At 51.0% G+C, this 25,396-nt stretch carries 21 protein-coding genes; 13 read left to right on the top strand and 8 right to left on the bottom strand.

Annotated features, from left to right (window positions below; all coding sequences use genetic code 11):
- Nucleotides 1-305 precede the first annotated feature (305 nt).
- The 4 genes from ACJ67_RS13495 to ACJ67_RS13480 are packed head-to-tail and all read left to right on the top strand — an operon-like array spanning nt 306 to nt 3,940.
- Complete coding sequence (locus tag ACJ67_RS13495; protein ID WP_049639512.1) at nt 306-947, top strand: thermostable hemolysin; 642 nt, start codon at nt 306-308, stop codon at nt 945-947.
- Nucleotides 947-2,452: an AMP-binding protein gene (locus tag ACJ67_RS13490; RefSeq protein WP_231587191.1), complete on the top strand. Its 1,506-nt coding sequence runs from the start codon at nt 947-949 to the stop codon at nt 2,450-2,452. Before ACJ67_RS13495 ends, ACJ67_RS13490 begins: the two co-directional genes overlap by 1 nt.
- The gene (locus ACJ67_RS13485; protein WP_049639511.1) at nt 2,453-3,124 is read left to right on the top strand and encodes a TenA family transcriptional regulator; all 672 of its coding nucleotides are present in this window, start codon (nt 2,453-2,455) and stop codon (nt 3,122-3,124) included.
- Between the two features lie 24 nt (nt 3,125-3,148).
- On the top strand, nt 3,149-3,940 hold the full coding sequence (locus ACJ67_RS13480; RefSeq protein ID WP_049639510.1) for an SDR family oxidoreductase: 792 nt from the start codon (nt 3,149-3,151) through the stop codon (nt 3,938-3,940).
- A 13-nt stretch (nt 3,941-3,953) separates the two neighbouring features.
- Here ACJ67_RS13480 and ACJ67_RS13475 read toward each other — a convergent pair whose 3' ends face one another.
- A complete protein-coding gene (locus ACJ67_RS13475; RefSeq protein ID WP_049639509.1) occupies nt 3,954-4,883 on the bottom strand; it encodes a quinoprotein relay system zinc metallohydrolase 2 in 930 nt (309 codons plus the stop codon).
- Between the two features lie 104 nt (nt 4,884-4,987).
- Here ACJ67_RS13475 and ACJ67_RS13470 point away from each other — a divergent pair, with 104 nt between their 5' ends.
- The gene (locus ACJ67_RS13470; protein WP_049639962.1) at nt 4,988-5,584 is read left to right on the top strand and encodes a cytochrome b; all 597 of its coding nucleotides are present in this window, start codon (nt 4,988-4,990) and stop codon (nt 5,582-5,584) included.
- 62 nt (nt 5,585-5,646) lie between these two features.
- On the opposite strand, the gene hemE is transcribed toward ACJ67_RS13470, so the two are convergent.
- The 6 genes from hemE to ACJ67_RS13445 all read right to left on the bottom strand — a co-directional run bounded on the left by hemE (nt 5,647) and on the right by ACJ67_RS13445 (nt 16,281).
- A complete protein-coding gene (hemE, locus tag ACJ67_RS13465) occupies nt 5,647-6,714 on the bottom strand; it encodes a uroporphyrinogen decarboxylase (RefSeq protein ID WP_049639508.1) in 1,068 nt (355 codons plus the stop codon).
- 6 nt (nt 6,715-6,720) lie between these two features.
- Nucleotides 6,721-7,332: a MalM family protein gene (locus tag ACJ67_RS14730; protein WP_082164061.1), complete on the bottom strand. Its 612-nt coding sequence runs from the start codon at nt 7,330-7,332 to the stop codon at nt 6,721-6,723.
- 10 nt (nt 7,333-7,342) lie between these two features.
- Entirely contained in the window at nt 7,343-8,770 is a 1,428-nt protein-coding gene (locus tag ACJ67_RS13460; RefSeq protein WP_049639507.1) for a glutamate synthase subunit beta, read from the bottom strand.
- An 88-nt stretch (nt 8,771-8,858) separates the two neighbouring features.
- Nucleotides 8,859-13,508, bottom strand: a complete 4,650-nt coding sequence (gene gltB / locus ACJ67_RS13455) for a glutamate synthase large subunit (RefSeq protein WP_369799114.1) — start codon at nt 13,506-13,508, stop codon at nt 8,859-8,861.
- Between the two features lie 412 nt (nt 13,509-13,920).
- The gene (gene hemL / locus ACJ67_RS13450; RefSeq protein WP_049639505.1) at nt 13,921-15,201 is read right to left on the bottom strand and encodes a glutamate-1-semialdehyde 2,1-aminomutase; all 1,281 of its coding nucleotides are present in this window, start codon (nt 15,199-15,201) and stop codon (nt 13,921-13,923) included.
- A 63-nt stretch (nt 15,202-15,264) separates the two neighbouring features.
- The gene (locus ACJ67_RS13445) at nt 15,265-16,281 is read right to left on the bottom strand and encodes a serine protease (protein WP_082164059.1); all 1,017 of its coding nucleotides are present in this window, start codon (nt 16,279-16,281) and stop codon (nt 15,265-15,267) included.
- Nucleotides 16,282-16,429: 148 nt separating this feature from the next.
- Here ACJ67_RS13445 and ACJ67_RS13440 point away from each other — a divergent pair, with 148 nt between their 5' ends.
- The 8 genes from ACJ67_RS13440 to ubiA all read left to right on the top strand — a co-directional run bounded on the left by ACJ67_RS13440 (nt 16,430) and on the right by ubiA (nt 23,735).
- Complete coding sequence (locus tag ACJ67_RS13440; RefSeq protein WP_049639504.1) at nt 16,430-17,170, top strand: dienelactone hydrolase family protein; 741 nt, start codon at nt 16,430-16,432, stop codon at nt 17,168-17,170.
- 170 nt (nt 17,171-17,340) lie between these two features.
- On the top strand, nt 17,341-18,855 hold the full coding sequence (gndA, locus tag ACJ67_RS13435) for an NADP-dependent phosphogluconate dehydrogenase (RefSeq protein ID WP_049639503.1): 1,515 nt from the start codon (nt 17,341-17,343) through the stop codon (nt 18,853-18,855).
- Nucleotides 18,856-19,605: 750 nt separating this feature from the next.
- Nucleotides 19,606-19,809, top strand: coding sequence for a sulfur carrier protein ThiS (gene thiS / locus ACJ67_RS13425; protein WP_018987554.1), 204 nt, complete (start codon nt 19,606-19,608; stop codon nt 19,807-19,809).
- A 51-nt stretch (nt 19,810-19,860) separates the two neighbouring features.
- The gene (locus ACJ67_RS13420; protein WP_049639501.1) at nt 19,861-20,643 is read left to right on the top strand and encodes a thiazole synthase; all 783 of its coding nucleotides are present in this window, start codon (nt 19,861-19,863) and stop codon (nt 20,641-20,643) included.
- Between the two features lie 2 nt (nt 20,644-20,645).
- Nucleotides 20,646-21,029 (top strand): Co2+/Mg2+ efflux protein ApaG, encoded by a 384-nt coding sequence (apaG, locus tag ACJ67_RS13415; protein ID WP_049639500.1) that lies wholly within the window; start codon nt 20,646-20,648, stop codon nt 21,027-21,029.
- A 30-nt stretch (nt 21,030-21,059) separates the two neighbouring features.
- On the top strand, nt 21,060-22,289 hold the full coding sequence (locus ACJ67_RS13410) for a murein transglycosylase A (protein ID WP_231587190.1): 1,230 nt from the start codon (nt 21,060-21,062) through the stop codon (nt 22,287-22,289).
- 6 nt (nt 22,290-22,295) lie between these two features.
- A complete protein-coding gene (locus ACJ67_RS13405) occupies nt 22,296-22,850 on the top strand; it encodes a chorismate lyase (protein WP_049639499.1) in 555 nt (184 codons plus the stop codon).
- A gap of 21 nt (nt 22,851-22,871) precedes the next feature.
- Nucleotides 22,872-23,735: a 4-hydroxybenzoate octaprenyltransferase gene (gene ubiA / locus ACJ67_RS13400; protein ID WP_049639498.1), complete on the top strand. Its 864-nt coding sequence runs from the start codon at nt 22,872-22,874 to the stop codon at nt 23,733-23,735.
- Here the strand turns inward: ubiA and ACJ67_RS13395 are convergent.
- Nucleotides 23,727-25,340, bottom strand: a complete 1,614-nt coding sequence (locus ACJ67_RS13395) for a hypothetical protein (protein WP_231587189.1) — start codon at nt 25,338-25,340, stop codon at nt 23,727-23,729. The two genes, ubiA and ACJ67_RS13395, sit on opposite strands and share 9 nt — an antisense overlap.
- Nucleotides 25,341-25,396: the final 56 nt, after the last annotated feature.

Below are 25,396 nucleotides of genomic sequence, written 5' to 3'. Positions count from 1 at the left end.
TATTGAAAACGCAAATCACTTCGCAAAGCGCGTGCCACCTGCTCAAAAGAACACAGATTTGCACGCTAATATATTGATCCGCATAGACTTTTTGGAATGATGGCTAAGAGGGAAGCCAGAAAGAGATGGCTACTTTTCTGCAAAAAATGCAGGATTTCATCGAAAGCTAACTCGTCCCGATCTGCAAAAAATGCAGGACTCTGTATGGGAGTTGAGTGTTAGGTGATTGATTTATATATGAAAAGTGTGACTGGCACAGGGTTTGCAACTAGCTAGGCAAGTCCCAATCTGGCAAGGAAAAACCAATGTTGCAAACACAAGCTGACAGTGCTTTTTATTATGCGTCTCCTGCCTATGAGTCCAGGCAGTTTGCCCAGTCAAAACGTTACCAGGTCAATGAAATCACCAGCCATCTGGTGGAGCGTGATGCGCCATGCCGTCAGGAAGTGGAGGCATTTATTGCGGCGGTATTCAAGCAGGTCTATGGGGCTGAGGTAAATCAATTTATGCCTCAATTGGTTGCGTTGCGCGATGCCAGCGGAATTCTGATGGCGGCATTTGGCTTACGCAATGCGGCACAAGAAAAACTGTTTCTGGAACAGTATGTCGATGAGCCGATTGAGCAATTGATGTCGCGACAACTGCAAAGAAACATACGCCGCGCAGAAATCACTTGTATTGGTAATCTGGCGGTGGCGAATCCGCGTAATGCCGGTGTGCTGATTGCGCACGTCATACAACATAGCCTGAGTATGGATTTACCCTGGGGCGTGGCGACTGCGCACCACAGTTTACAGAATGGCCTGATTAAAGGTGGGGTGGATTTGTTTCCCATGGCCATGGCCAACCCGGAACGGTTAAGTGCAGAAGAGCGTGCCAAATGGGGTAGCTACTATAAACACACGCCACAGATTGTCGCCATTCGCGGCGTGGCGGACCCGCTGTAATGGAGCAATTTTCAATCCTGCTACTACAGGAACTCAACCTGCAAGCGGAGCGGGATCCTGATCGGTTGGCTTTGCAAGGCATGGCCGGTCAGTTGACCTATGGTGAACTGATGTCTGAAGTGTCTGCACTGGCTACTGCGTTGACCACATTGGCCGAGCCGGCGAGCATTGCGTTGGCAATGGATAACAGCCCGGCCTGGATTGTGCTGGATCTGGCCGTGCTGGCCGCAGGCTGGACCAATGTGCCTATCCCGGCTTTTTTTTCAGCAAGCCAAAAGCAACATGCCATACAGGATGCAGGCGTCAGCCTGCTATTGACGGATGCATCGGATGCCTGGCTGCAACTCTATCCAGCAAGTGAGTTGCTGGATAGTTGGACCGTTGCGGGCAAAACTGTGACGATGATGCGCCTCAACCAACAGGACCGTGCTTCCGGTGCGCAAAAGATCACGTATACCTCAGGGACCACTGGTGCGCCCAAAGGTGTGTGTCTGACGGCGCAAAACATGTGGCAGGTGGCTGATTCGATCCGGCGATTAACGCAGCCTGATCATGCCGATCGCCATTTTTGTGTGCTGCCGCTGGCGACCTTGCTTGAGAATGTTGCAGGGGTGTATGCCAGCCTGATTTCCGGTGCGACGGTCATTGTTTATCCTTGCCAGGAGGTGGGTTTTAGTGGCAGCCAGTTTGAGATTAGCCGTTTGTATCAAGGCCTGGCAAACAGCCAGGCAACAACGGCTATCCTGATTCCGGAGCTATTACGTGCGCTGGTGGCTTATTTACACGCTGGACATCCGCCATTGACGCATCTGCGCTTCGTCGCCGTCGGTGGTGCCAAGGTGGCAGCGCTGCTGATTCAGCAGGCGCATCAGCTTGGTTTACCTGTGTATGAAGGGTATGGCTTGTCTGAGTGCGCTTCGGTAGTGACGTTGAATACACCACAAGCGCACAAGCCTGGCAGCATCGGCATGCCTTTGCCGCATGTGCAGTTGCGGGTTGACCATGGCGGCGAGCTCTGGGTGAAGGGCGCAATATATCAAGGCTACCACCAGGCTGGTGGTGATATTGCGCCTGTGCTCGATGAGGAAGGGTATCTGGCGACTGGAGATTTGGCTTACCAAGATGCTGATGGTTACTGGTATCTCTCGGGTAGAAAGAAAAATATGTTTATTACCTCCTTTGGTCGCAATGTGTCGCCTGAGTGGGTAGAAAGTACATTAATCCACCAGGCCGGATTGTTACAGGCTTGTGTGATTGGAGAAGCGAGGCCGTTTAATGTGGCGGTGGTGGTGGCGCAACCGCAATTCAGCGTCGAGCGGGTGGCTCAGGCGGTGGCACGGGCTAACCTCGAGTTGCCGGATTATGCGCAGATAGGTGATCTGGTATTTGCCCGTCAACCTTTCACCCCACAAAACGGACAACTCACGGCAAATGGCCGGTTAAAACGCGATATGATTGTTCAAGCTTATGCAGCCGACATTCATGCGATCTATGAAGGAATATGAATGAGTTTTTATCAGACATTATTAAATGAAACTGAAGCTGAACGGCATGCCTTAATGAGCTTGCCGCTGATTGTGCAGGGCGCACAAGGCAATATCAGCTTGAATACCTACAAGGCTTTTTTGACACAAGCCTATCATCACGTCAAACATACGACGCCATTGCTGATGGCTTGCGGCGGCCGGTTGAGCGGTGAGTATGAATGGCTGCGTACGGCGATTGGTGAATATATTGAAGAAGAGATGGGGCACCAGGAATGGGTGCTCAATGATATCGAAGCCTGTGGCGGTGACAAAGAGGCGGTGCGCAACAGTGCAACCGAGGCAGATGCGGCCTGCCATGCTACGGAGGTGATGGTGGCCTACGCCTACGATATGATTTGCCGGGTGAATCCACTCGGATTCTTTGGTATGGTATTGGTGCTGGAAGGCACCAGCACTGCGGTTGCGACACAGGCGGGAGAGAAAATCATGCAGGCACTAAACTTGCCAAAGAAAGCATTCAGCTACCTGTTTTCACATGGTTCACTGGATATCAGTCACGTCTCATTTTATGAAAGCCTGATGAACCAGGTTACCAAGCCAGAGGATCAGCAGATGATCATACATGCGGCCAAACGCTTTTACCGTTTGTATGCTGATATCTTTCAACACGTGTCATTGAGCCAACATTAACCGGATGGTCAGGGGCAATCAACAATGGAACTAAAAAATCTTCATGTCGTGATCACGGGTGCCACCGGTGGTTTGGGCGCGGCTTTATCGCTTGCATTGAGTGCAAAAGGGGCCATCGTCTGCCTGGTGGGACGTGACGCCGTTAAATTGCATGCTTTGCAGCAAAAGGTGATTGCGCAAGGCGGTCAGTCACATATTGTGGTGGCCGATCTGGCGCAGCCGAATATGGCGGCTCAGATATTAAAGCAATCGTTGCGTGAAATGGGCCATGTCGATTTACTGATTAACAATGCCGGCGTGATCGAGTTCACCGAGTTTGCCCGGCAAACTGAAGCGAGTATCGATAATATGATACACACCAATGTCACAGCCACCTTGCTATTGAGCAAGGCATTTGCGGAATATTTTGTAGAGCGCGGGCGTGGTCATCTGGCATTTATCGGCTCCATCTTTGGTTCCTTGGGTTTTCCGCATTTTGCCACCTATTGCGCCAGCAAGTTCGCGTTGCATGGCTTTAGCCAGGCGTTGCGACGTGAGTTGGTCGATAGCAATATCGGCATTACCTACATTGCACCGCGTGCCATTGCGACGCCAATGAATGATGATCGTACCAATGCCATGTGGCAGGCTGCAGGCCAGGCAGTGGATGATCCCCTGCAGGTTGCAGACAAGATTGTGCGAGCACTGCAAAAAGATCAGCAGGAATTGTTTATTGGCCAGCCACAAAGTTTTTTTGCCTGGCTGAACGGGCTGGCGCCCAGGCTGGTGAATCTGGGCTTGAAACAACAGACCGCATTGGCGAAAAGGTTTTTATAACGGTCTTGGATCGCTATTCCCACTCCAGTTGCGGGTAAATCACATTGACATTTCGCCGGTTGGCAATATCGAATAATTGCCATTTGTCGCGCTCAGAGGCTGCGGCGGTGTCCATGGTTTGCTCCATGCTGATGCCTTTTTTAATGTTGTTACGGATATCTGCCAATAACAAGTTCAGGTAACGCAATTCGTTGCCAATAATGGTTTGCTGGTCGCTGCTTTCGAGTCCGTGACCGGGTACGATGAGCGAGTATTGTTGCTGATTGATCTGTTCAAGTACGGCAATCAAGCCTTTGAGATCCCCTTCTACCACCGGGGTTCGTTGTGCAAACAGCAGGTCACCGGCAAACAGAGTGTTGGTTTGCGTGTCCAGGATGGTGAGGTCAGTATGCGTATGCGCCACCTTGCGTGCTTGTAACTGCAAAACGCGATTGCCGAGGTCTAGCGTTTGCTCGGCATGCACCAGTGTGTCCGGGGGGATGGTGGTGCTGGCCGCGCCGTCAGCCCCCAGTAGCCGTGTGTTTAGCTTTTCATATTGTTCTTTACGCAGCAGCATGTTGGTCGCTAATTTTTCGTGACCCACAAAATGGGTGCTACCATTTTGAAAAGCAGCGTTACCATAGGTATGGTCAGGGTGTACATGGGTGTTGATGACATAGCGGATGGGCAAAGGGCTGATGCGGCGAATGGCGGCGAGTAACTGTTCGCCGGTATGTTTGCTGCCGCCACTGTCAATCACAGCAATCGCTTCGTGGCCGATAATGACGCCAAGGTTACAGATATCCCCCTGATAGCCTTCATCAATATCCAGATGTTTGCCGTGGTGCACATAGATGCCGTTCGCAACCTGTTTAAATTCAAAGTCTTCGGCCCAGACTTGGCTACACAGTGTTACAAATAGGTATGCAAGAGACACACCAAAACGGTTGATTTTTGATAACATGACGGCTCACCCATGAATGATTCATGCATCATAAACAATTCATGCGTGGCATCAAAGTGACCACTGTCACAGGCTGGTCACCTCAAATCAACAAAGGAGATTCAATGAGTTCAACCCAGCGTTACACCAAAGTGGCGATTATTTTGCACTGGCTGATTGCCCTTGCCATTTTCTTCATGATTGGATTGGGTTGGTATATGACTGATTTACCAAAAGAAGGCCCCAAGCAAATCGCATTCGACCTGTTTGATTGGGGGCTTTATACCTGGCAACTCTCAGAGCCAGGCAGTCCACGCATGTTTTACTTTAATCTTCACAAATCTGTCGGTCTCACACTGTTTGCGCTGGTGTTATTCAGACTGTATTGGCGAATTACCCATAAGCCACCTGTGATGCTGAGCAGCTATCGTGTTTGGGAACGTAAGTTGGCGACAGGTACGCATCACTTATTTTACTTGCTCATAATTGCGATTCCGCTGACGGGATTGCTGATGTCACTGAGCAGCAAGTTTGGAATCAACTGGTTTGGATTGCATGTTCTTGATGGTGTGGATGATAAAGCGATGCGTCATACTTATGAGGAATTACATGAGTTTGGTGCCAACTTGCTGGTTGTGTTGCTGATTGTGCATGTATTGGGTGCACTCAAGCACAAATTCATAGACAAGGATGAGACCATGTCCAGAATGTCTCTGAAGTAGTCACGCTTTACTGGATATTAAAAAGCCCCGTCACCTGGCGGGGCTTTTTTGTGATTGCTGTGTTAACTGAGTGATTGATGATATGTCGGACTCAGTTTGCGCAGGGTTTCCAGCATGCAGGCAGCATGTTCTGGCGGTGTCCACTGCGTGATGCCATGGCCAAGATTAAAGACATGCCCGTGACCATGCCCATAGCTCGACAGTATGCGGGCCACTTCTTTTTCAATCGCTGCAGGTGAGCTCAGTAGAATGGCCGGATCCATATTGCCTTGCAGCGCCACTTCGCTGCCCACGCGTTGACGGGCTTGTCCAAGGTCTACTGTCCAGTCCAACCCAAGGGCATCTGCGCCGATGGCCGCTTGTGCTTCCAGCCATAAACCACCACCTTTGGTGAAGACGATACTCGGTACCGGTTTACCTTCTGCGGTTTTGGTCAGTCCAGCCACGATTTTTTGCATGTAATTAAGCGAAAACTCGGTGTAGGCATGGTGCGAGAGTGCGCCACCCCAGGAATCAAAAATCATCACGGCCTGGGCACCCGCAGCAATTTGCGCGTTGAGATACTGAGTCACTGTTTGTGCAGTGATGTCCAGAATGCGATGCAGCAGCTCTGGTCGGGCATAGCCCATCTTTTTGGTGTTCAGGAAGTCAGTGCCGCCTTTGCCTTCAACCATATAGGTCGCCAGCGTCCATGGGCTACCGGAGAAACCGATCAAGGGCACGCGGCCATTTAATGCTTGACGGATGCTACTGACAGCGTCAAATACGTACTGCAGCTTGGCCATGTCAGGCACTTCAAGTTTGAGGATATCTGCCTCGTCTTGTAAGGTCCGCTCAAATTTAGGACCCTCGCCTTCTTCAAAATACAAGCCCAGGCCCATGGCGTCTGGCACGGTTAGGATATCGCTGAACAAGATGGCAGCATCCAGTTGTGGATAGCGGTCCAGCGGTTGCAGAGTCACTTCGGTCGCAAATGCCGGGCTTTGGCATAATTGCATAAAGCTGCCAGCGGTTTTACGGCTTTCACGGTATTCCGGCAGGTAACGCCCAGCCTGACGCATCATCCAGACTGGTGTGTATTCAGTAGGTTGGCGTAGCAGGGCGCGCAAGAAGGTGTCGTTTGTTAGCATTGTTTTTTATTGCAATTTAATGCTTAATTTTCCAACGGGCCCGCTTGGAAAGTCAGCTATCCCATCGTTTGATAAGACAACTCCAGAAGCATATGTGGATTGATTAAACTGATAAAGTGTTTTTGCATCCATCAGTTGAGGGGTAGTGTAAATGATTAGGTATTGTACATTAGCGGGTAAATCAACAGACTTATTCAGTACTACATCACCTGATGAAAATAAATCATTTCTGATTAGTTCAGAGATAGAGGTTGAATTTGCAATGACTTGAAAATTGTTGTCTAGTAACAATAGTGCTGGCTGAAAAAAATAATTTTTTCTGCCAAATCCAAGAGTTTGAATATAGCTTTTTAACGATAGTTTCTTGTCGCTTTTCAGTGATGGTTTTAGACTGAATGCTTTGAAATAACTACCACCTGATTCAAAATTAAAGTATGGTGAATTTGTATTGATATCAAAGGTGAGTTGGTGATTATTTGGCTCTAAATCTTCATATGGTAACTGGGCGATTGTAGTACAACATGATCTTGCAGTTGACTGCGCCTGCTTTGCAGATTCTATTGTTTGAGCACACCCAGTAAAGGCTATGCAAAATAAAATTGCTAAACAGGCGCGCATGGTTGAGTATTTATCTTGGAAGCGTTGATGATCCCATCAGGAATGCATCGACTTCACGTGCGCACTGACGACCTTCACGGATAGCCCACACTACCAGGGATTGACCACGGCGGATATCGCCCGCAGCAAATACTTTTGCCTTGCTGGTTTTGTAGCAGCCTTCGCCATCAGTGGTCGCTTTGGCATTGCCACGGTTATCTTTTTCCACACCAAAGGCATCCAGCACTTTTTGTACTGGAGAAACAAAACCCATGGCCAGGAATACCAAGTCAGCTTTGATGGTGAATTCAGAACCAGGCACTTCAACCATTTTGCCGTCTTTCCACTCTACGCGAGCACCTTTGAGTGCGGTCAATTTGCCGTTCTCGCCGATCAATTCTTTGGTAGTAATGGACCAGTCACGCTTTGCACCTTCTTCGTGTGAGCTTGAAGTACGCATTTTGAGTGGCCAGTTTGGCCATACCAGGGATTTATTTTCTTTTTCTGGCGGTTGTGGCATCAACTCAAATTGTGTGACGCTGGCAGCGCCGTGGCGGTTGGAAGTGCCCACGCAGTCAGAACCGGTGTCACCGCCACCAATCACCACCACGTGCTTGCCTGTGGCCTTGATCTGGTTGGGCACAGTGTCACCTGCCACCATCTTGTTGTTTGGTGTGAGGAAGTCCATGGCGAAATGCACGCCATCAAGCTCACGGCCTGGTACAGGCAGGTCGCGCGGTAATTCAGCACCGCCAGCCAGGATAACCGCATCAAAATCGCGTTCCAGATCAGCGGCACTCACGTTTTCGCCTACATTCTGGTTGACCTTGAAGGTCACGCCTTCGGCTTCCATTTGAGCGATACGGCGGTCGATATTGGATTTATCCAGTTTGAAGTCTGGGATACCATAGCGCAGCAAGCCACCGATACGGTCATTTTTCTCGAAGACAGTCACATCGTGGCCTGCACGCGCTAATTGCTGGGCTGCTGCCAGGCCTGCCGGGCCTGAGCCTACCACTGCAATTTTCTTGCCGGTTTTGTTTGGGTTGATCTGTGGTGTGACCCAACCGTTTTCCCAGGCTTTGTCGATAATCGCGTGCTCGATGGATTTGATTCCGACGGCATCGTTGTTAATGTTGAGCGTACAGGCCGCTTCACATGGTGCCGGACAGATACGGCCGGTAAAATCAGGGAAGTTGTTGGTGGAGTGCAACACGTCAATCGCGGTGCGCCAGTCCTGGTGATATACCAAGTCATTCCAGTCAGGAATGATGTTGTTGATCGGACAGCCAGTGGTACAGAAAGGGATGCCGCAATCCATGCAGCGGGCACCTTGCTGTTTGGCCTGGTCGTCTGTCAAATGCAGGACGAACTCTTTGTAGTTCTTGACACGCTCTTTCACTGGCAGATTTTCTTCTGCCAGACGGTCAAATTCCATAAAACCTGTGACTTTACCCATGTGAAATCATCTCTTCCCTGTTGCGTCGTTCACGCGCAACCTTAACAAGGCCCCGCTTTTAGGCGGGGCATTCAATTAACAAAAACGATTAAGCGGCTTGTTTGGCAGAAGCTGCAGCCATTTCGGTCAGTGCGCGTTTGTATTCGTTCGGGAATACTTTCACGAATTTCGCACGTGAAACCGGCCAGTCAGCCAACAACTCTTTGGCACGGGGACTACCAGTGAGTGCCAGGTGCTGTTCAATCAGGCCTTTCAGAATCACTTCATCCGGCTGACCCAGATGCTGCACTTTGCCAACGTCGGCTTCGGCAGCTTCGACCTTTTCCAGTGACACCATGCTCATGTTGCAGCGCTGGGCAAACTGGCCGTCGATGTCATACACGTAAGCAATGCCACCACTCATACCGGCTGCGAAGTTCTGGCCGGTTTGACCCAGCACCAGCACTGTACCGCCAGTCATGTATTCACAGCCATGGTTGCCCACGCCTTCGACCACTGCAGTCGCGCCTGAGTTACGTACACAGAAGCGCTCGCCAGCCACGCCACTGAAGAAGCTTTGGCCGGTAGTTGCACCATACATCACAGTGTTGCCGACAATAATGTTTTCGTAGGACAAGCCGCGGAAGGTTGCTGGTGGTTTGATGATGATACGGCCACCACACAGGCCTTTACCTACGTAGTCGTTACCTTCACCCGTTAATTCAAAGGTAATACCTTTGGCCAGGAATGCGGCGAAACTCTGGCCGGAGGTACCAGTAAACTTAACGCTGATGGTGCCATCTGGCAAACCATCATGACCATACCGGCTCGCCACTTCATGAGACAGCATGGTACCTACGGTACGGTTGGTATTTACGATTGGCAGGTCAATCCTGACCTTTTCGCCTTTTTCCAGGGCTGGTTTAGCCAGCTCGATCAGTTTGTTGTCCAGCGCTTTTACCAAGCCATGGTCTTGCACATCATTGTTTTTGCGCGAGACGCTGGCTGGCATGTCTGGCAAGTGGAAGACCTTGCTGAAGTCCAGGCCATTGATTTTCCAGTGCTCAATACCCGCTTTCATGTCCAGCAAGTCTGCACGGCCAATCAGGTCATCAAACTTGGCAATCCCAATGCTGGCCATCAGTTCACGCACTTCTTCAGCCACAAAGAAGAAGTAGTTCACCACATGCTCTGGCTGGCCGGTAAATTTCTTGCGCAACTCAGGATCTTGCGTCGCCACCCCTACCGGGCAGGTGTTCAGATGACACTTACGCATCATGATACAGCCTTCAACCACCAGTGGTGCGGTCGCAAAACCAAACTCGTCAGCACCTAGCAAGGCACCAATCAGCACGTCACGGCCAGTTTTCATTTGCCCGTCAACTTGCACTACGACGCGACCGCGCAACTGGTTCAAGACCAGGGTTTGCTGGGTTTCGGCCAAGCCGAGTTCCCATGGTGTACCGGCATGTTTGATCGATGAAATCGGAGAAGCACCCGTACCACCATCGTGGCCTGCGACCACAATGTGGTCAGATTTGGCCTTGGCTACGCCGGCAGCAACGGTACCAATCCCGGTTTCAGACACCAGTTTGACAGAGATAGACGCTTTAGGATTGGCGTTTTTCAAATCGTGAATTAACTGTGCCAGATCCTCAATGGAGTAAATGTCGTGGTGTGGCGGTGGTGAAATCAAGCCCACGCCAGGCACAGAGAAACGCAATTTCGCAATGTATGGGGACACCTTGTGACCCGGTAACTGACCACCTTCACCAGGCTTGGCACCTTGCGCCATTTTGATCTGGATCTGGTCAGCGCTAGACAGGTATTCTGCGGTGACGCCAAAGCGGCCGGAAGCCACTTGCTTGATGCGTGAACGCAGGGAATCGCCTGCTTTTAGGGCCACATCGGCCTCGATCAGGTCAGAACCCAACACTTTGGCAATGCTGGAATCTACTTGTACGGGAATGAAGCGTTTAACGTCTTCACCGCCTTCGCCAGTGTTGGATTTACCACCAATACGGTTCATGGCGATTGCCAATGTGGCGTGCGCTTCAGTGGAAATAGAACCCAGTGACATGGCGCCCGTCGCAAAGCGTTTGACGATTTCCTTGGCGGATTCCACCTGATCCAGCGGAATCGCTTTACCTGCGGATTTAATTTCGAACAGGCCTCGCAAGGTCATATGACGACGGGTCTGGTCGTTAATCAGAGCAGCATATTCTTTGTAGGTTTCGTATTTGCCAGTGCGGGTCGCATTTTGCAATTTGCTGATGGACATCGGTGTCCACAAGTGTTCTTCACCACGCACGCGGAAGGCGTACTCGCCACCTGCTTCCAGTGCGTTGGACAGCACAGGATCATTACCGAAAGCCTGTTGATGCATGCGCACAGTTTCTTCGGCAACTTGCTCCAGGCCTATGCCTTCAATCTGGCTGACAGTGCCGGTGAAGTAGTCGTTTACAAACTGGCTATTCAAGCCAATGGCTTCAAAAATCTGTGCGCCACAGTAAGACTGGTAAGTCGAAATGCCCATTTTGGACATGACTTTGTATAAGCCTTTGCCAATCGCCTTAACGAAGTTCTTGCCAGCTTTTTCAACGTCGCTGGTCAATGTCTTCATGGTTTCATACACCAGCCATGGACAGACGGCTTCAGCGCCGTAACCGGCCAGCAGGGCAAAGTGATGCACTTCACGTGCAGAACCGGTATCAATGACCAAGCCGGTGCTGGTACGCAGTCCAGCTTTGACCAGGAATTCATGCGTCGCGGAACAAGCCAGCAAGGCTGGAATCGCGATGCGGCTGGCCGACACGGCACGGTCAGACAGGATTAATACGTTGTAACCGTCGTGAACGGCTTTTTCTGCCTGGTCATGCAAGATGTCCAGCGCTTGCTTCATGCCGTCTTTGCCGTCGGCCGCATCGTAAGTCAGATCGAGTACGATAGACTTGAACTGGCCTTTGGTCAGCGTTTCGATTTGTTTGAGTTTTTCCAGTCCATCCAGGCTCAATACTGGTTGGCTACTTTCCAAACGTAATGGCGGGTTGGTTTCATCCACTGCCAACAAGTTAGGTTTAGGGCCAATAAATGTTACCAAAGACATGACCAGCTCTTCACGAATCGGGTCAATTGGCGGGTTGGTCACCTGGGCAAACAACTGCTTGAAGTAGTTATACAAGGTTTTGGCTTTGTTGGACAACACGGGCAATGCCGCGTCGTTACCCATAGAGCCAGAACCTTCTTCGCCGTTGTCTATCATCGGCTGCAATACAAACTTAAGGTCTTCCTGAGAGTAGCCAAATGCTTGCTGCGTATCCAGCAAATCAGCCTTCAGGCTGATTTCGCCCGCGCCTACGCTTGGTAGTTCAGCCAGGTGGAAACGTGTTTGCTCAATCCATTGGCGGTAAGGTTTCGCCTGGGCCAATTCGGTTTTAACTTCTTCATCGTCGATGATGCGGCCCTGCTCCATGTCGATCAACAACATTTTGCCTGGCTGCAAACGCCATTTCTTGACGATTTTTTCTTGTGGGAAGGTAATGACACCCATTTCAGACGCCATCATGACGATGTCATCTTCAGTCACCAGGTAACGTGCTGGACGCAAACCGTTACGGTCAAGCGTGGCACCAATCATCTTGCCGTCAGTAAACGCAACGGCAGCTGGTCCATCCCATGGTTCCATAATCGCAGCGTGGTACTCGTAAAACGCGCGGCGGTCTTCATCCATGAGTGGGTTGTTGTTCCAGGCTTCCGGAATCAGCATCATCATGGCGTGAGGCAGGCTATAGCCGCCAGCCACCAGCAATTCCAAACAGTTGTCGAAACAGGCAGAGTCGGACTGGCCCTCTACAATCAGGGGCCACAGTTTTTCCAGGTCTTCACCCAACACGGCAGACTTGATCGTTTCGTGACGGGCGGTCATCCAGTTGACGTTGCCCTGCACGGTGTTGATTTCACCGTTGTGCGCAATCATGCGGAATGGATGTGCCAGATCCCAGGCCGGGAAGGTGTTAGTAGAAAAACGTTGGTGTACCAGGGCTAATGCGGAGACCACGCGTTCGTCTTTGAGATCTTTATAGTAAACACCGACTTCGTTAGCCAGCAGCATGCCCTTGTAGACAATGGTACGGGAAGAGAAAGAGGGCATGTAGAACTGGGCTTTGTCTTGCAGGTTCAGCGCACGGATCGCATGTTCGATCCGCTTGCGGATCACAAAACATTTACGCTCAAAGGAATTGTTGTCGGCAACCGTGCTGGCAATAAATACCTGGCGCATCGTAGGCTCAACCGCGCGTGCAGCATCCGCAATATTGCTGTTGTCGACAGGCACATCACGCCAGCCCAGCAATGTCTGGTTTTCTTCAGCGATGATCTGCGCAAAAATGGCTTCGCATTTGGCGCGATTGTCTGCATTTTGTGGCAAGAAGGCCTGACCAACCGCATATTGACCGGCAGCTGGCAATGTCATGCCCAGTTTAGCGGCTTCTTCACGCATGAAGGTGTCAGGCATTTGCATCAGCAAACCAGCACCGTCACCCAGCTTGGGGTCGTAACCGGTCGCGCCGCGATGGGTCAGGTTATCCAGCAGCTGAAGGCCCTTGGCGACGATATCATGGCTTTTCTGGCCTTTAATATGGGCGACAAAACCTACGCCACAGCTATCTTTCTCGTGGCGTCTGTCATATAAACCCTGGGATTGCGGAGCTAAACCAAACTGGTCGTCCAGAGCGGTTGCGGTATCTTGAGAAGCACTCATCACGTTGTTGTCAGACTGCATGTCCATTGCCAGATTCTTCACTTACAAAACATTTGGAGGAACCTTCAATGATACCGTTAAAGTTTAGCAATTTCAATTGTTTAGCATGCGTTAAATGGCGCATAAAACTTTTTTTGCATTTCAATTGAGAATGGTTTTTATTTACCAATTTAAAACGGGACTGGGTGTGCTGTAGTGAAGATTATGCGGGTTTGTTTGGTGGTAATTGGGGTGGAGGAAAGTGAGGCGAAAGGGTTGGGTGTTAAGAAAAGGCCGACGTATTATTAGGCAAGCATTTTCTTTCGTCTGAAAGATGGGGGGCTGGCCGGTACAAAGAGTTGACACAGATGCCTGCCACAGCCTCTTGAATGGCGTGGCAGGCATTCATGATTGCTTGATTTGAAAGGATGTCTTACAAGCCAGCAAATGCGGCGGTTGCCGCCTCTACAGTTTGTTCAATATCGGCGTCCGTATGCGCGGCCGACACAAAGCCAGCTTCAAACGCCGATGGGCCCAAATAAATGCCGCTATCCAGCATGCTATGGAAAAATTTGTTAAAGGCCGTTTTGTCAGCCAACATCATTTCGGCATAACTGGTCGGGTTGCTGGCACTGAAATTCAGACCAAACATGCCACCCACGCTTTGTGCGCTGAACGTCACACCTGCTTTTTGCGCCGCTTGTTTCATGCCATTCATGAGTTTGGCTGTTTGCGCGGTTAGTTGATCGTAAAAACCTGGAGTCTGGATCAGTTTCAGCGTCGTCAGGCCTGCAGTCACTGCTACCGGGTTACCAGACAATGTGCCCGCCTGATAGACCGGACCCAGCGGTGCCAACACGCTCATAATGTCTTTGCGTCCACCAAAGGCACCGACAGGCAAACCGCCACCGATCACTTTGCCCAAAGTGGTCATGTCTGGTGTGATGCCATACAAGGCTTGTGCGCCGCCCAGTGCCACGCGGAAACCAGTCATGACTTCATCAAAAATTAATACCGTGCCGTGTTTTGTACAGAGTTCACGCAAGGTTTGCAGGAACTCCTGGTGCGGGACAATCAGGTTCATATTGCCAACCACAGGCTCCAGGATCACACAGGCAATTTCATCCCCAATGCTGGAAAAGGTGTCTTTCAGCATTTGCGTATTGTTGTAATCCAGTGTCAGTGTATGAGCGGCCACTTCTGGCGGCACGCCAGCGGAACTTGGCTCGCCAAACGTTAGTAGGCCAGAACCTGCTTTCACCAGAAGAGCATCGGCGTGGCCGTGGTAACAGCCTTCAAATTTGATGATTTTGTTGCGCTTGGTAAAGCCACGCGCCACGCGGATGGCGCTCATGGTGGCTTCGGTGCCGCTGCTGACCAGGCGCACTTGTTCCATGCTGGGCACCAGTGTATTTATCAGCTCGGCCATTTCAAGTTCAAGGCCAGTCGGCGCGCCGAAACTCAGACTGTTAGCGGCTGCTTGTTGTACGGCGGCAATCACTTCAGGATGCGCATGGCCTAAAATCATCGGTCCCCAGGAGTTGATGTAATCAATATATTCCTTGCCATCTGCATCCCACAACCTGGAGCCCAGCCCTTTTTTGAAAAAAATCGGTGTGCCCCCTACGCTACGGAAAGCCCTGACCGGTGAGTTGACGCCGCCGGGAATCAGTTGCTGGGATTTTTCAAACAGTTGCTGGTTGCGAGAGGTCATAAGTATGCAATCTGGTAAACATCAAAAAACCGTATTCTATCAGAGCCGCTGCGCTTGATGATGCTAGCGCAGCTCTTGCAGGCGTTGCTGTACATCCGGCCAGGCTTGGCTATCCAACTGCTGAATATGTTGCTCGGCGCTGACCAGGAGGGCAGGCTGTTGTGTTTGTTGTGCCAGCAGAGCCAGGCCGCTCCAGGCATCAATATGCGCAGGCTGCAAGGTAGTCGCGCGTTCATACGCTTGCTGTGCTTCATTCAATTTGCCTTGCCCGTGTAAGGCGCTGGCGAGGTAAAAAAAGGCTTCTGATGAGGTTGGCTGTTGGGTGAGCCATAAGCGGGCAATCTTTTCTAACGATGACCAGTCGCCACTTTGGTAAGGCTGGACCACTTGCATCCAGTAAGGTCGGGCTTCTAGAGGCAAATCCCAGAAAGGCGGTTCAGCTGGTGCGGTAGTGGTTGCCGCCTCTTTATGAATGAGTGCTCCTATCCATTCGACAGGCACACTATAAAAATAAGCCTGTTTGCCTGGGCTTTTAAACGTGCTTAAAGAAACGAGTTCGCCCGCCTGGTTAAAGGTGGGGCTGCCACTTGAGCCCATGACAAACGCGGCGTCCGTACGCACAATCAGGCTGTCGTCATAAGGGTATAAGGCGCGCACCTTGCCGCTAATGGTTTGCGGTTTGGGTGGGCCCCCAGGAAAGCCGATGGAAAAGACTTCATCGCCGTAATGTAATGATGCCGCAGAAGCCATTTTGACGGCAGGTAACTCAAGGTACTGAAATTTAAGCAGGCAGATATCATGTCGCCAGTCGGCAATCATGCCCGTGGGGCTGATGCTGTCGCCAAATTTGGAGACGCTGATGCCGCTACTGTTCGCCAATACATGGCAATTGGTCGCCACGGTGTCTTTATCAATCACCACGCCACTGCCTACGCCATGCCCGCCGCTGGCAGTCATGGCATGCACTTTTACCACAGATGCCTTTAGGCGGTAGACCAGTTCGTGGTCGGGTTCAGCCAGCGCCGTTTGCGCCAGGAGGAGCCAGGCTGGCAAAAAACAAATACAAGGCATCAAGCGCATATCAACTCCTGTAGCAGATTGTGTGTAAGTGTGCTCCGATTTCGACCTTAAAAAAGCAAAAAATTCACATTCAGGCCCATATTACCCGTGAAATGCCGCTCAAACAGCGCTAGAATAGCCGATATTTTTGATCGTTTAAGGATTTACCATGCTGATTACAAGCGAAATCGTCGATTTGAACACTCCAACAGGGGTGATGCGTACTTATGTTCATCGTCCAAAACACGATGGCAAAGTGCCAGCGGTTTTGTTTTATTCTGAAATTTTCCAGCAAACCGGCCCGATTGAGCGTGCTGCACGCTTTTTGGCTGGGCATGGTTATGCGGTGCTGGTGCCCGAAGTATTCCATGAGCTAAACCCGATTGGAACAGTACTGGGGTACGATGATGCAGGCCGCGACAAAGGCAATGCCGACAAGATGGCCAAGGATGTGCAGGCTTACGACACTGACAACCGCGCCATTATTGATTACCTGAATGCGCAGGCCTGGTATGACGGCAACTTAGGGGCTGCAGGTTTCTGTATCGGCGGTCATCTGGCTTTCCGTGCCGCCTTGCAACCTGAAGTAAAAGCGACTGCTTGCTTCTACGCCACCGATTTGCACACCACGATTATTCCAAACAAGCCAGGCCAGCACAGCATGGAGCGTATCAACGAGATCAAGGGTGAGTTGCTCATGATCTGGGGTAAGCAGGATCCGCATATCCCTGGCGACAAGCGCGCGGAGCTCTACAACCGCTTTGCAGCGGTGCCGGGCCTGCATTACACCTGGCATGAATTCAATGGACAACATGCCTTTATGCGCGATGAAGGTGAACGTTACGATGCGCAGCTGGTCAACCTGGGGTATCAGTTGACCTTGCAAATGTTCGGTAACGTACTCAAGTAAGCGTGCACAACCAGACTTGAGTGACAGAAAACTATGGTGCTGAATGTCTTATGCCAGTTGCGATTTTCAATACAGCTTGCATGGAATATTCAATACATACCCTAGTCTAAGCACAGGCCAAAAGCCTGTGCTTTTTTTTCAACTAAATTAACCATTTATTAGAGATAACTATGACTACAAAAAATGCGGATATTGGATTGGTAGGATTGGCAGTGATGGGCCAAAACCTGGCGCTTAACATTGCGGATCACGGCTATACCATCGCGGTCTATAACCGTGACCCGAAAAAGATGCTGAACTTCATCGAAGAGTGCAAAAAGAACGAGCCTTCACACGAGCGTGTGGTTGGTCATGCTGACCTGGCCTCTTTTGTATTAAGTATCAAACGTCCTCGCAAGATTGTGCTGCTGGTTAAAGCCGGTAGCGCCACCGATGTGACGATTAACGCTTTGTTGCCCTTTTTGGAGCAGGGCGACATTATTATTGATGGCGGCAATGCCTTGTGGACGGACACTATCCGCCGTGAAAAAGAGCTGGCTGCCAAAGGCATCGAGTTTATTGGCTCCGGCGTATCCGGTGGCGAGACCGGTGCCCGTTTCGGCCCATCGCTGATGCCTTCTGGTACACGCAAGGCTTGGGCAAGCCTGGAGCCGATCTGGCGTGATATTGCCGCCAAGGTGGATCCTGTCACTGGTACGCCATTGGAAGGGGGCACTCCCGGAAAACCGGTAGAAGGCGGCTTTTCCTGTGCTGAATATATCGGCCCGGACGGCGCAGGTCACTATGTGAAAATGGTGCACAACGGTATCGAATACATCGATATGCAATTGATCTGCGAAGCCTACTGGCTCATGAAAAACCTGCTCGGCATGCCAGCTGACGAAATCGGTAAAGTATTCGCTGAGTGGAACAAGGGCGAGTTGTCCAGCTTCCTGATCGAAATCACCGCAGATATCCTGCAACAAAAAGATCCGTCAGGCAAAGGCTTCCTGGTCGACAACATTCTGGATACCGCAGGCCAGAAAGGCACTGGTCAGTGGACCGCCGCTAACGCGCTGGAGTTGGGTGCACCAGCCAACGCGATTGCCGCGGCAGTCTATGCGCGTGCCTTGTCCAGCTTGAAAGAAGAGCGTGTAGAAGCGAGCAAGATCCTCAAGGGGCCAGCCATCGTGCAAGAGAAAGACAAGGCCGTTATTATTGAGGCCATCAGAAATGCCTTGTATTGCTCCAAAATCTGCGCTTACGCACAAGGCTTCCAGCTCATCGACAAAGCGCAGGTGGCTTACAACTGGAAACTCAACTTCGGTGAGATCGCACAGATCTGGCGTGGTGGTTGTATCATCCGTGCGCGCTTCCTGCAAAAAATCACTGATGCTTATGCATTGAACTCACGGTTGAAAAACCTGATGCTGGACCCTTATTTCACCAATGCCATGAACGAAGGCCAGGCTGGCTGGCGTAAAGTGATTGCGCTGGCAGTGACCAATGGTATCCCCGCGCAAGGCTTTGCTGCGGCGCTGGCTTACTACGATGGTTACAGAAGCGCTGATTTGCCAGCTAACTTGCTGCAAGGCCAGCGTGACTACTTTGGCGCACATACTTATGAGCGTAAAGACCAGCCACGTGGCCAGTTCTTCCACCTCGATTGGCCAGAAGCAGGTCGTCCGCAATTGACGATTGAATAGTATCTTAGTGGGCATCCTGTCGGGTGCCTAGAGGCAGAAAAAACAAAAAGATGGCGCTGGTCGCCATCTTTTTTATTGGGCTATACGGCCTGATGAGGGAATAAAACCTTGATCACAGAGATAATTCATCTGTGTACGGATTATTCTGATTAACGCAATTAGCTAATGCGTTAAGTTAAAAAACGTGACCCGATATCGGGTCTTGCGCCAACTTGAAATGCGTAATTAAACGCAGTCGCAGCTGGATTCCAGAAAACGGTGTAACTCAGTGATCGCTTTCAGGTGTTGTTGCGCTTGAGCAGCTGCCTTGGAGGTAGCCAAGTTTGCAGCGGTGGGTTTCAAGCTTGGTGCATAAATTTCGTCCACTAAAAAATGCTGGGACGAAGCTGGTTGGTATGACTCTACAATCTGCATTTCAATCTTCCTTTTGGGATTTCAATATTTCGGGGTCAAGTCGACGAATTGTGTTCGTCGTGCATGTGGCGCCCAAATTAACAAAAAGTTCCTTGTCCAGCAATGCGTAATCTGCCGTAATGACCAAACTTGTCAATTTCGTACGACATATTTGTATTGCTGCAACATACAAGCAAACATGGTGCCATGTTTGCTAATTTCAACGCATGACAATCAGGTTTGGATGACAAGGCTTTGCCTCAGGTGCGAAATAAAGGCGCATACTAAAAACATTAAAGCCAAAACCACTGATTTTTCGTAAAATACCGGTTTGACTAATCGTGAATGAAACGCAGTATGCAAATTTTTGTCAACGGTAAAGCCATGCCGCTGCCGACAGAAGCCATGAGTGTCATGGCACTGGTTGAGCATATGCAGTTGACTGGCAAACGCATTGCCATTGAACGTAACGGCGATATCGTGCCGCGCAGCCAGTTCGCACAAGTGCAATTGCAGGCGGACGATAAGTTGGAAATTGTAGGTGCCGTTGGTGGCGGTTAGTTGCGGTGCAAGGTGATTGCGGCTGAAAAGAGTGAATAGAGAGTTTGGAATATGAGTGATGCTTTGGTCATCGCCGGTAAGAGTTATCAATCCCGCCTGTTGGTGGGTACCGGCAAATACAAGGATTTTACGCAGACGCGTGCTGCGATTGACGCCAGTGGTGCTGAAATTATCACGGTCGCCATCCGCCGCACCAATATCGGCCAGAATGCCAACGAACCGTCGTTGCTCGACTATTTGCCGCCAGATGAGTTCACCTATTTGCCCAATACGGCAGGTTGCTATAGCGCTGAAGAGGCTGTGCGTACCTTGCGTCTGGCGCGTGAGTTGCTCGATGACCATAGGCTGGTCAAGCTGGAAGTGCTGGGCGATCCGAATACTTTATACCCCAATGTGACAGAAACCATTGCAGCAGCCAAAACCCTGGTCAAGGAAGGTTTTGAGGTGATGGTGTATACCTCGGATGACCCGATTATCGCCAAACAACTGGAAGACATTGGCTGTGTGGCCGTGATGCCACTGGCATCATTGATTGGTTCCGGCATGGGGATTTTAAATCCGTGGAACCTGCAGATTATTATTGAAAACGCCAAAATTCCTGTGCTAGTGGATGCTGGCGTGGGTTGCGCGTCGGATGCGGCCATCGCCATGGAACTCGGGTGTGCCGGGGTGTTGATGAATACAGCCATTGCCGCCGCACGTGATCCTGTGCTGATGGCCAGTGCTATGAAAAAAGCGATTGAGGCCGGGCGTGAGTCGTTCCTTGCTGGGCGTATGGCGAAAAAACTCTATTCAGCCAGTCCGAGCTCCCCCACCACAGATATGATAGGTTAATCGTGACAGACCAAGGCATGTACGCATGTGAAGTTTCGGTAGTGACCGAGTACCTTGAGGCGCAATCTTCGCCCGAAGCAGCGCAATATGTGTATGCTTATACCATCACGATCCGCAATGTTGGCAAAATTTCGTCACAACTCATAAGCCGCCATTGGGTGATTACTGATGCACTGCAACAGGTGCGCGAGGTAAAAGGATTAGGCGTTGTCGGCGAACAGCCGTTGCTGGCGCCTGGCGCTGAATATAGTTATACCAGCAGCGTCATGTTCAGTACACCGAGTGGCGAAATGTATGGCACATACCAAATGGTGGCCGTGGACGGTCACTGGTTTGAGGTCGATATCCCGACGTTTTGGCTGCATCAGGCAGCTGGCTTGCATTAATTACAGCTTTCAGCGAAGTCAAGACAAGTGTTGCTAATCAATCCTATTTTTAATATACGCCAGAGCCTATTGCTGGCTACTGCATTTTTGGTGGTGGGTTGCCAAACTGTGCCTCCAGCTTCTCAACCACACAAGCCACCGACAGCCAAGCAAACTGCTCCGGCGACGGAGAAGCCAGCCAGCACCACGCCATCTGCTCCTACCCAACCTTATGCCTTGCTCAAAGCGGCAAACTGGGCCGATTTGCCTGGGTTGGCCAGTGAAGACTGGGTGGCAAGCTGGCGTGCGTGGATGCAGAGTTGCCAGGGCCTTAAGAACAAAGCTGACTGGCAGACGGTGTGTAGTGCCGCTTTAGCTGTGAATGCGGATGATGCGGTTGCGATACAGGCTTACTGGCAGCAATATTTCAATATCTATCAGACGCAACAACCTGATGGCGCACAACAAGGATTGATCACGGGCTATTATCAACCGGTGTTGAAAGGCGCGCGCAATGCTAGCGACCGTTATCCGGTGCCACTGTATAAAGTCCCTGCAGACTTGATTACAGTCAATCTTTCAGCATTGTTTCCTGAGCTTAAATACAAGCGTGTTCGTGGCCGCCTGCAAGGGCAATCTTTGATCCCCTATTACACACGCGCAGAAATTGAGCAACTGCAGTCCCCACTGGCTGGCAGCGAATTGTTATGGGTGAATGACCCTGTAGAAGCCTTTTTCCTGCAGGTGCAAGGCTCGGGGATTGTCGAGTTGGAAAATGGTGAGCGTTTGCCGGTCGGCTATGCCGACCAGAACGGGCATCCTTATCAATCGATAGGGAAATTGCTGGTTGAGCGTGGCGAGATGGTGGCAAGTGAGGCGTCCATGCAAGGTATCAAGATATGGGCTGCGCAACATCCAGACCAGTTACGTGCCCTGCTCGACGCGAATCCGAGTTATGTGTTTTTCAAATTATTGCCCGTGGGGCTGTCCGGCCCCCTGGGTGCGCTAGGCGTCCCTTTGACGGCCGCGCGAAGTATTGCTGTAGATCCATTTTATGTTCCGCTGGGTGCGCCGGTTTACCTGGCTAGCACCTACCCCAATTCACAACAGCCGTTGCAGCAACTGATGCTGGCACAAGATACCGGTGGCGCGATCAAAGGCGGGGTGCGGGCGGATGTTTACTGGGGTGACGGTGAATCTGCAGGCAAGCTGGCAGGCGCGATGCGTCAGCAAGGCCAGTTATGGGTGTGGTTGCCTAAAACCTTCCCATTGCCGCACTAGGCTGGTATGAACACGTCGCATTTTCGTAATGATTCCAGTTGGCAACCTCGCATTGTAGGGCAGCATGTTTTGCGCCCGTGGTTGGTGGAACGTGGATCTTTAACGGCACGCCTAAAACGGCAATATCCTGACTTCTCGGTACAGGTACTGTCTCAGGCATGGCGCAAACCTAATGTGGATGAACAAGCATTGTTACAAGCCTCAGCGACTACCAGTGCATGGGTGCGCGAAGTCATGCTGATGGGGCAAGGGCAACCACAAGTCTTTGCGCATAGTGTCATTGCGCGTAAAGATTTGCGTGGCGAGTGGCATGGTTTGCGTCATATAGGCCGGGTACCGTTGGGCGCAGCTTTGTTTGCCAATGTACGGGTTAACCGTGGGCAATTGCATTATCGAAAGCTATCCAAAAGGCATCCTTTGTATCAAGCGCTTTGTCACTATTTTCCACCCGCCAGGCAGCAACCGATATGGGCTCGGCGGTCACTTTTTTGTCTGCGGCATTTTCGATTGCTGGTGACCGAGGTTTTCTTGCCATCGTGTACCATGCAGCCGGGCCGTTAATCTGTCTGGGGATAAATGGTAATGCAATCGCAGGCTAAGTGGCATGCTTATTACCGGCTGACGCGCCTTGATAAACCGATCGGCATATGGTTGCTGCTCTGGCCTACTTTGTGGGGCCTGCTGATTGCAGGACAGGGATCGCCCCAGCCGTGGGTGGTGACGGTATTTGTGCTGGGGACGATATTGATGCGCTCGGCTGGCTGTGCGCTCAATGATATTGCTGACCGGGATTGGGATGGTGCTGTGGTGCGGACAAAATTGCGGCCGCTGGCAACCGGCGAGATTTCAGTAAAAGAGGCTTATGCGGTGGCCCTGGGCCTCACACTACTTGCATTTTTGCTGGTATGTACGCTGGGCTGGGAAGTGGTGGCATGGTCTGTCCCGGCCTTGTTTCTGGCAGTGAGCTATCCTTATACCAAACGCTTCTTTGCAATTCCACAAGCTTATCTTGGCATTGCTTTTGGTTTTGGTATCCCCATGTCTTTTGTGGCTTTGCAGGGGATGGTGCCTGCCATTGCCTGGTGGGTGTTACTGGCCAATGTGTTCTGGTCGGTAGCTTATGATACCGCTTATGCTATGGTAGACAGGGCAGATGACCTAAAGATAGGTATTCGCTCTTCGGCGATCACATTTGGCCGTTTTGATGTGCTGGCTGTGATGGCGTGTTTTGTTGCCATGCTGCTGATACTTGCGGGGGTGGCGCGTGAGATGGCCCTGGGATGGTTTTTCTGGCTGGGCTGGGCCGCTGCTGCCGTTCAAGTGGTGCGGCAGTATACGCTTATCCGGCATCGCCAGCCTAGGGAGTGTTTTGAAGCATTTCTGGAAAATGTCTGGATTGGCGCGGCGCTCACGGCAGGTATTGCCGCTGCCTACTGCTTAGGCTGACTTGCGTAAGGTAGAGGCCTCATCAAGCTCGAATGTGAAATCCGTCCAATACTGGAAAGGTGTATGTTCGGCTGGCGCCAGAATATAGATGTCTTCTGATAGTTGTTGCAGCTCACGCAAATTGCCGCTGAGAGGTTCTTCCCCCTGATGAGCAGATTTTGGTGCCGGTGGGACAGCCGGCAAGTTTTGTGTCTGGCAGGCAATTTCCTTTAATAGCATCAAGTCTTCAAACACGCTGCGTTCAAAGCCCATGCGGGGCACCAGGCGTGTGTTGTAAACCAGATCGTCAATCAGGGCAATCACTTGTGGTGTTCCCCAGGCCTGCTGCAGGGCCTTCATGACCCGTGGAAACGATTCAATCCCTTGTTGTTTAAGGTCTGGCGAGCGTTCCACATTCAAATTGAAATGTTTGCGGCACTCGCCGGCGACGATATCAAACTCTTGCTGCTTGCCTTCCTTGGATAGCAAATCCAACAGATAGAGCCACATCCAGGGGGAGCATTTCGGGTGCTTGGCCAAGTGCTGCTGTAAGTGCTCTATCGCCTGGTTTACGCGCCCGTGAGTAAATAAACGGGATGCATCCTGCATCACTGTTTGTGTACTTTGCTGAGAGCTGAGTTTTTGCGGAACAAGGTACGGCGCGACGGTATCATCATTCGCGTGCATGGGGACCGATTTGAGGCGACTGGCAGGCTTGCTCTGAGCTGGTGGTTGCGTCGCCGGATTGGTCGCGTGAAAATTTCCGGGAGGGAATGTGGATGAAAAATGTTGGCCTGGTCGAGTCGCTGGCCCCGCGGAGGTGTCAGTTTTCGCGGGTGATTCACTATTGTGAGATTTGCGCGATTTGATGACTTTGGGCGCGGCTGCATTCCGGCGTAACCAGTCTGCGAAGAAAAATCCGCTGGCAATCAGCGCCAATCCCAGTGCCATGACCAGGGTGCGCAATAAATGGTTTTCGTTTTGCAGCTGCGTGAGTTGAGTTTTCAAGGAGGCCAATATGTTGGCTTGCGCCAGGTTGCTGGCGTATAACATATCCGACTTCGTTTGTAGTTGTTTAAAGCCGTCCTGCAACTCGTTAATTTGCGCCTGCAGTGCGGTATAGGCTTCAACCGGGATCGTTGGTACCGGTTCAGAAGGTATTTTTTCCGTGACGGCTGTTACCCCCTGAGTGGCGGGCGGTATGGATTCTTTGGGTGGCGCAGCAGTCGAGACTGTGACTGTATTGTCAGCGTGTATGGTCAATGTCTGCTGGGTGTGCTGGCAGTGATCGATGAGGGTGAGCGATTGCACACTGGCGACAACGCTTTCAGACCACAGAACCAATGATGCTTGCTGGTTACCCAGCGTGGTGTATTCCAAATGCACTTGTGCATCAGTGGGAGATTGCTTGAGGCTAAAGCAACTGATATCGGTGTCTGAAGTGACATGGTTAAGAGATAACTGTGCCAGTAATGGCTGGCCGGGGCTGGATTCAATGCTGATGCTATTCAGTTCGGCCGCTTGCGAAATCGTAGTGGATCCAAATAACAGGGAAGCAAGTACCCACGGCCACCATGCGGCAAGAAAAAATGGCTGTTTTTTAACCTTGTATATGCCTGAAAGCATGAAAATTATTTTAATATATGGCTTGTGCAGAAAGTAAAAACCTGAGCTAATATAGC

This window comes from Methylophilus sp. TWE2, from assembly GCF_001183865.1.
In the GTDB taxonomy this organism is placed as follows: domain Bacteria; phylum Pseudomonadota; class Gammaproteobacteria; order Burkholderiales; family Methylophilaceae; genus Methylophilus.
This window is presented reverse-complemented; position numbering and strand designations above follow the sequence as displayed.

Bases quoted from the DNA above. Each gene is read 5' to 3' on its own strand.
- ACJ67_RS13495 (WP_049639512.1), top strand. From the start codon at position 306: ATGTTGCAAACACAAGCTGACAGTGCTTTTTATTATGCGTCTCCTGCC.
- ACJ67_RS13490 (WP_231587191.1), top strand. From the start codon at position 947: ATGGAGCAATTTTCAATCCTGCTACTACAGGAACTCAACCTGCAAGCG.
- ACJ67_RS13485 (WP_049639511.1), top strand. From the start codon at position 2,453: ATGAGTTTTTATCAGACATTATTAAATGAAACTGAAGCTGAACGGCAT.
- ACJ67_RS13480 (WP_049639510.1), top strand. From the start codon at position 3,149: ATGGAACTAAAAAATCTTCATGTCGTGATCACGGGTGCCACCGGTGGT.
- ACJ67_RS13475 (WP_049639509.1), bottom strand. From the start codon at position 4,883: ATGTTATCAAAAATCAACCGTTTTGGTGTGTCTCTTGCATACCTATTT.
- ACJ67_RS13470 (WP_049639962.1), top strand. From the start codon at position 4,988: ATGAGTTCAACCCAGCGTTACACCAAAGTGGCGATTATTTTGCACTGG.
- hemE (WP_049639508.1), bottom strand. From the start codon at position 6,714: ATGCTAACAAACGACACCTTCTTGCGCGCCCTGCTACGCCAACCTACT.
- ACJ67_RS14730 (WP_082164061.1), bottom strand. From the start codon at position 7,332: ATGCGCGCCTGTTTAGCAATTTTATTTTGCATAGCCTTTACTGGGTGT.
- ACJ67_RS13460 (WP_049639507.1), bottom strand. From the start codon at position 8,770: ATGGGTAAAGTCACAGGTTTTATGGAATTTGACCGTCTGGCAGAAGAA.
- gltB (WP_369799114.1), bottom strand. From the start codon at position 13,508: ATGAGTGCTTCTCAAGATACCGCAACCGCTCTGGACGACCAGTTTGGT.
- hemL (WP_049639505.1), bottom strand. From the start codon at position 15,201: ATGACCTCTCGCAACCAGCAACTGTTTGAAAAATCCCAGCAACTGATT.
- ACJ67_RS13445 (WP_082164059.1), bottom strand. From the start codon at position 16,281: ATGCGCTTGATGCCTTGTATTTGTTTTTTGCCAGCCTGGCTCCTCCTG.
- ACJ67_RS13440 (WP_049639504.1), top strand. From the start codon at position 16,430: ATGCTGATTACAAGCGAAATCGTCGATTTGAACACTCCAACAGGGGTG.
- gndA (WP_049639503.1), top strand. From the start codon at position 17,341: ATGACTACAAAAAATGCGGATATTGGATTGGTAGGATTGGCAGTGATG.
- thiS (WP_018987554.1), top strand. From the start codon at position 19,606: ATGCAAATTTTTGTCAACGGTAAAGCCATGCCGCTGCCGACAGAAGCC.
- ACJ67_RS13420 (WP_049639501.1), top strand. From the start codon at position 19,861: ATGAGTGATGCTTTGGTCATCGCCGGTAAGAGTTATCAATCCCGCCTG.
- ACJ67_RS13405 (WP_049639499.1), top strand. From the start codon at position 22,296: ATGAACACGTCGCATTTTCGTAATGATTCCAGTTGGCAACCTCGCATT.
- ubiA (WP_049639498.1), top strand. From the start codon at position 22,872: ATGCAATCGCAGGCTAAGTGGCATGCTTATTACCGGCTGACGCGCCTT.
- ACJ67_RS13395 (WP_231587189.1), bottom strand. From the start codon at position 25,340: ATGCTTTCAGGCATATACAAGGTTAAAAAACAGCCATTTTTTCTTGCC.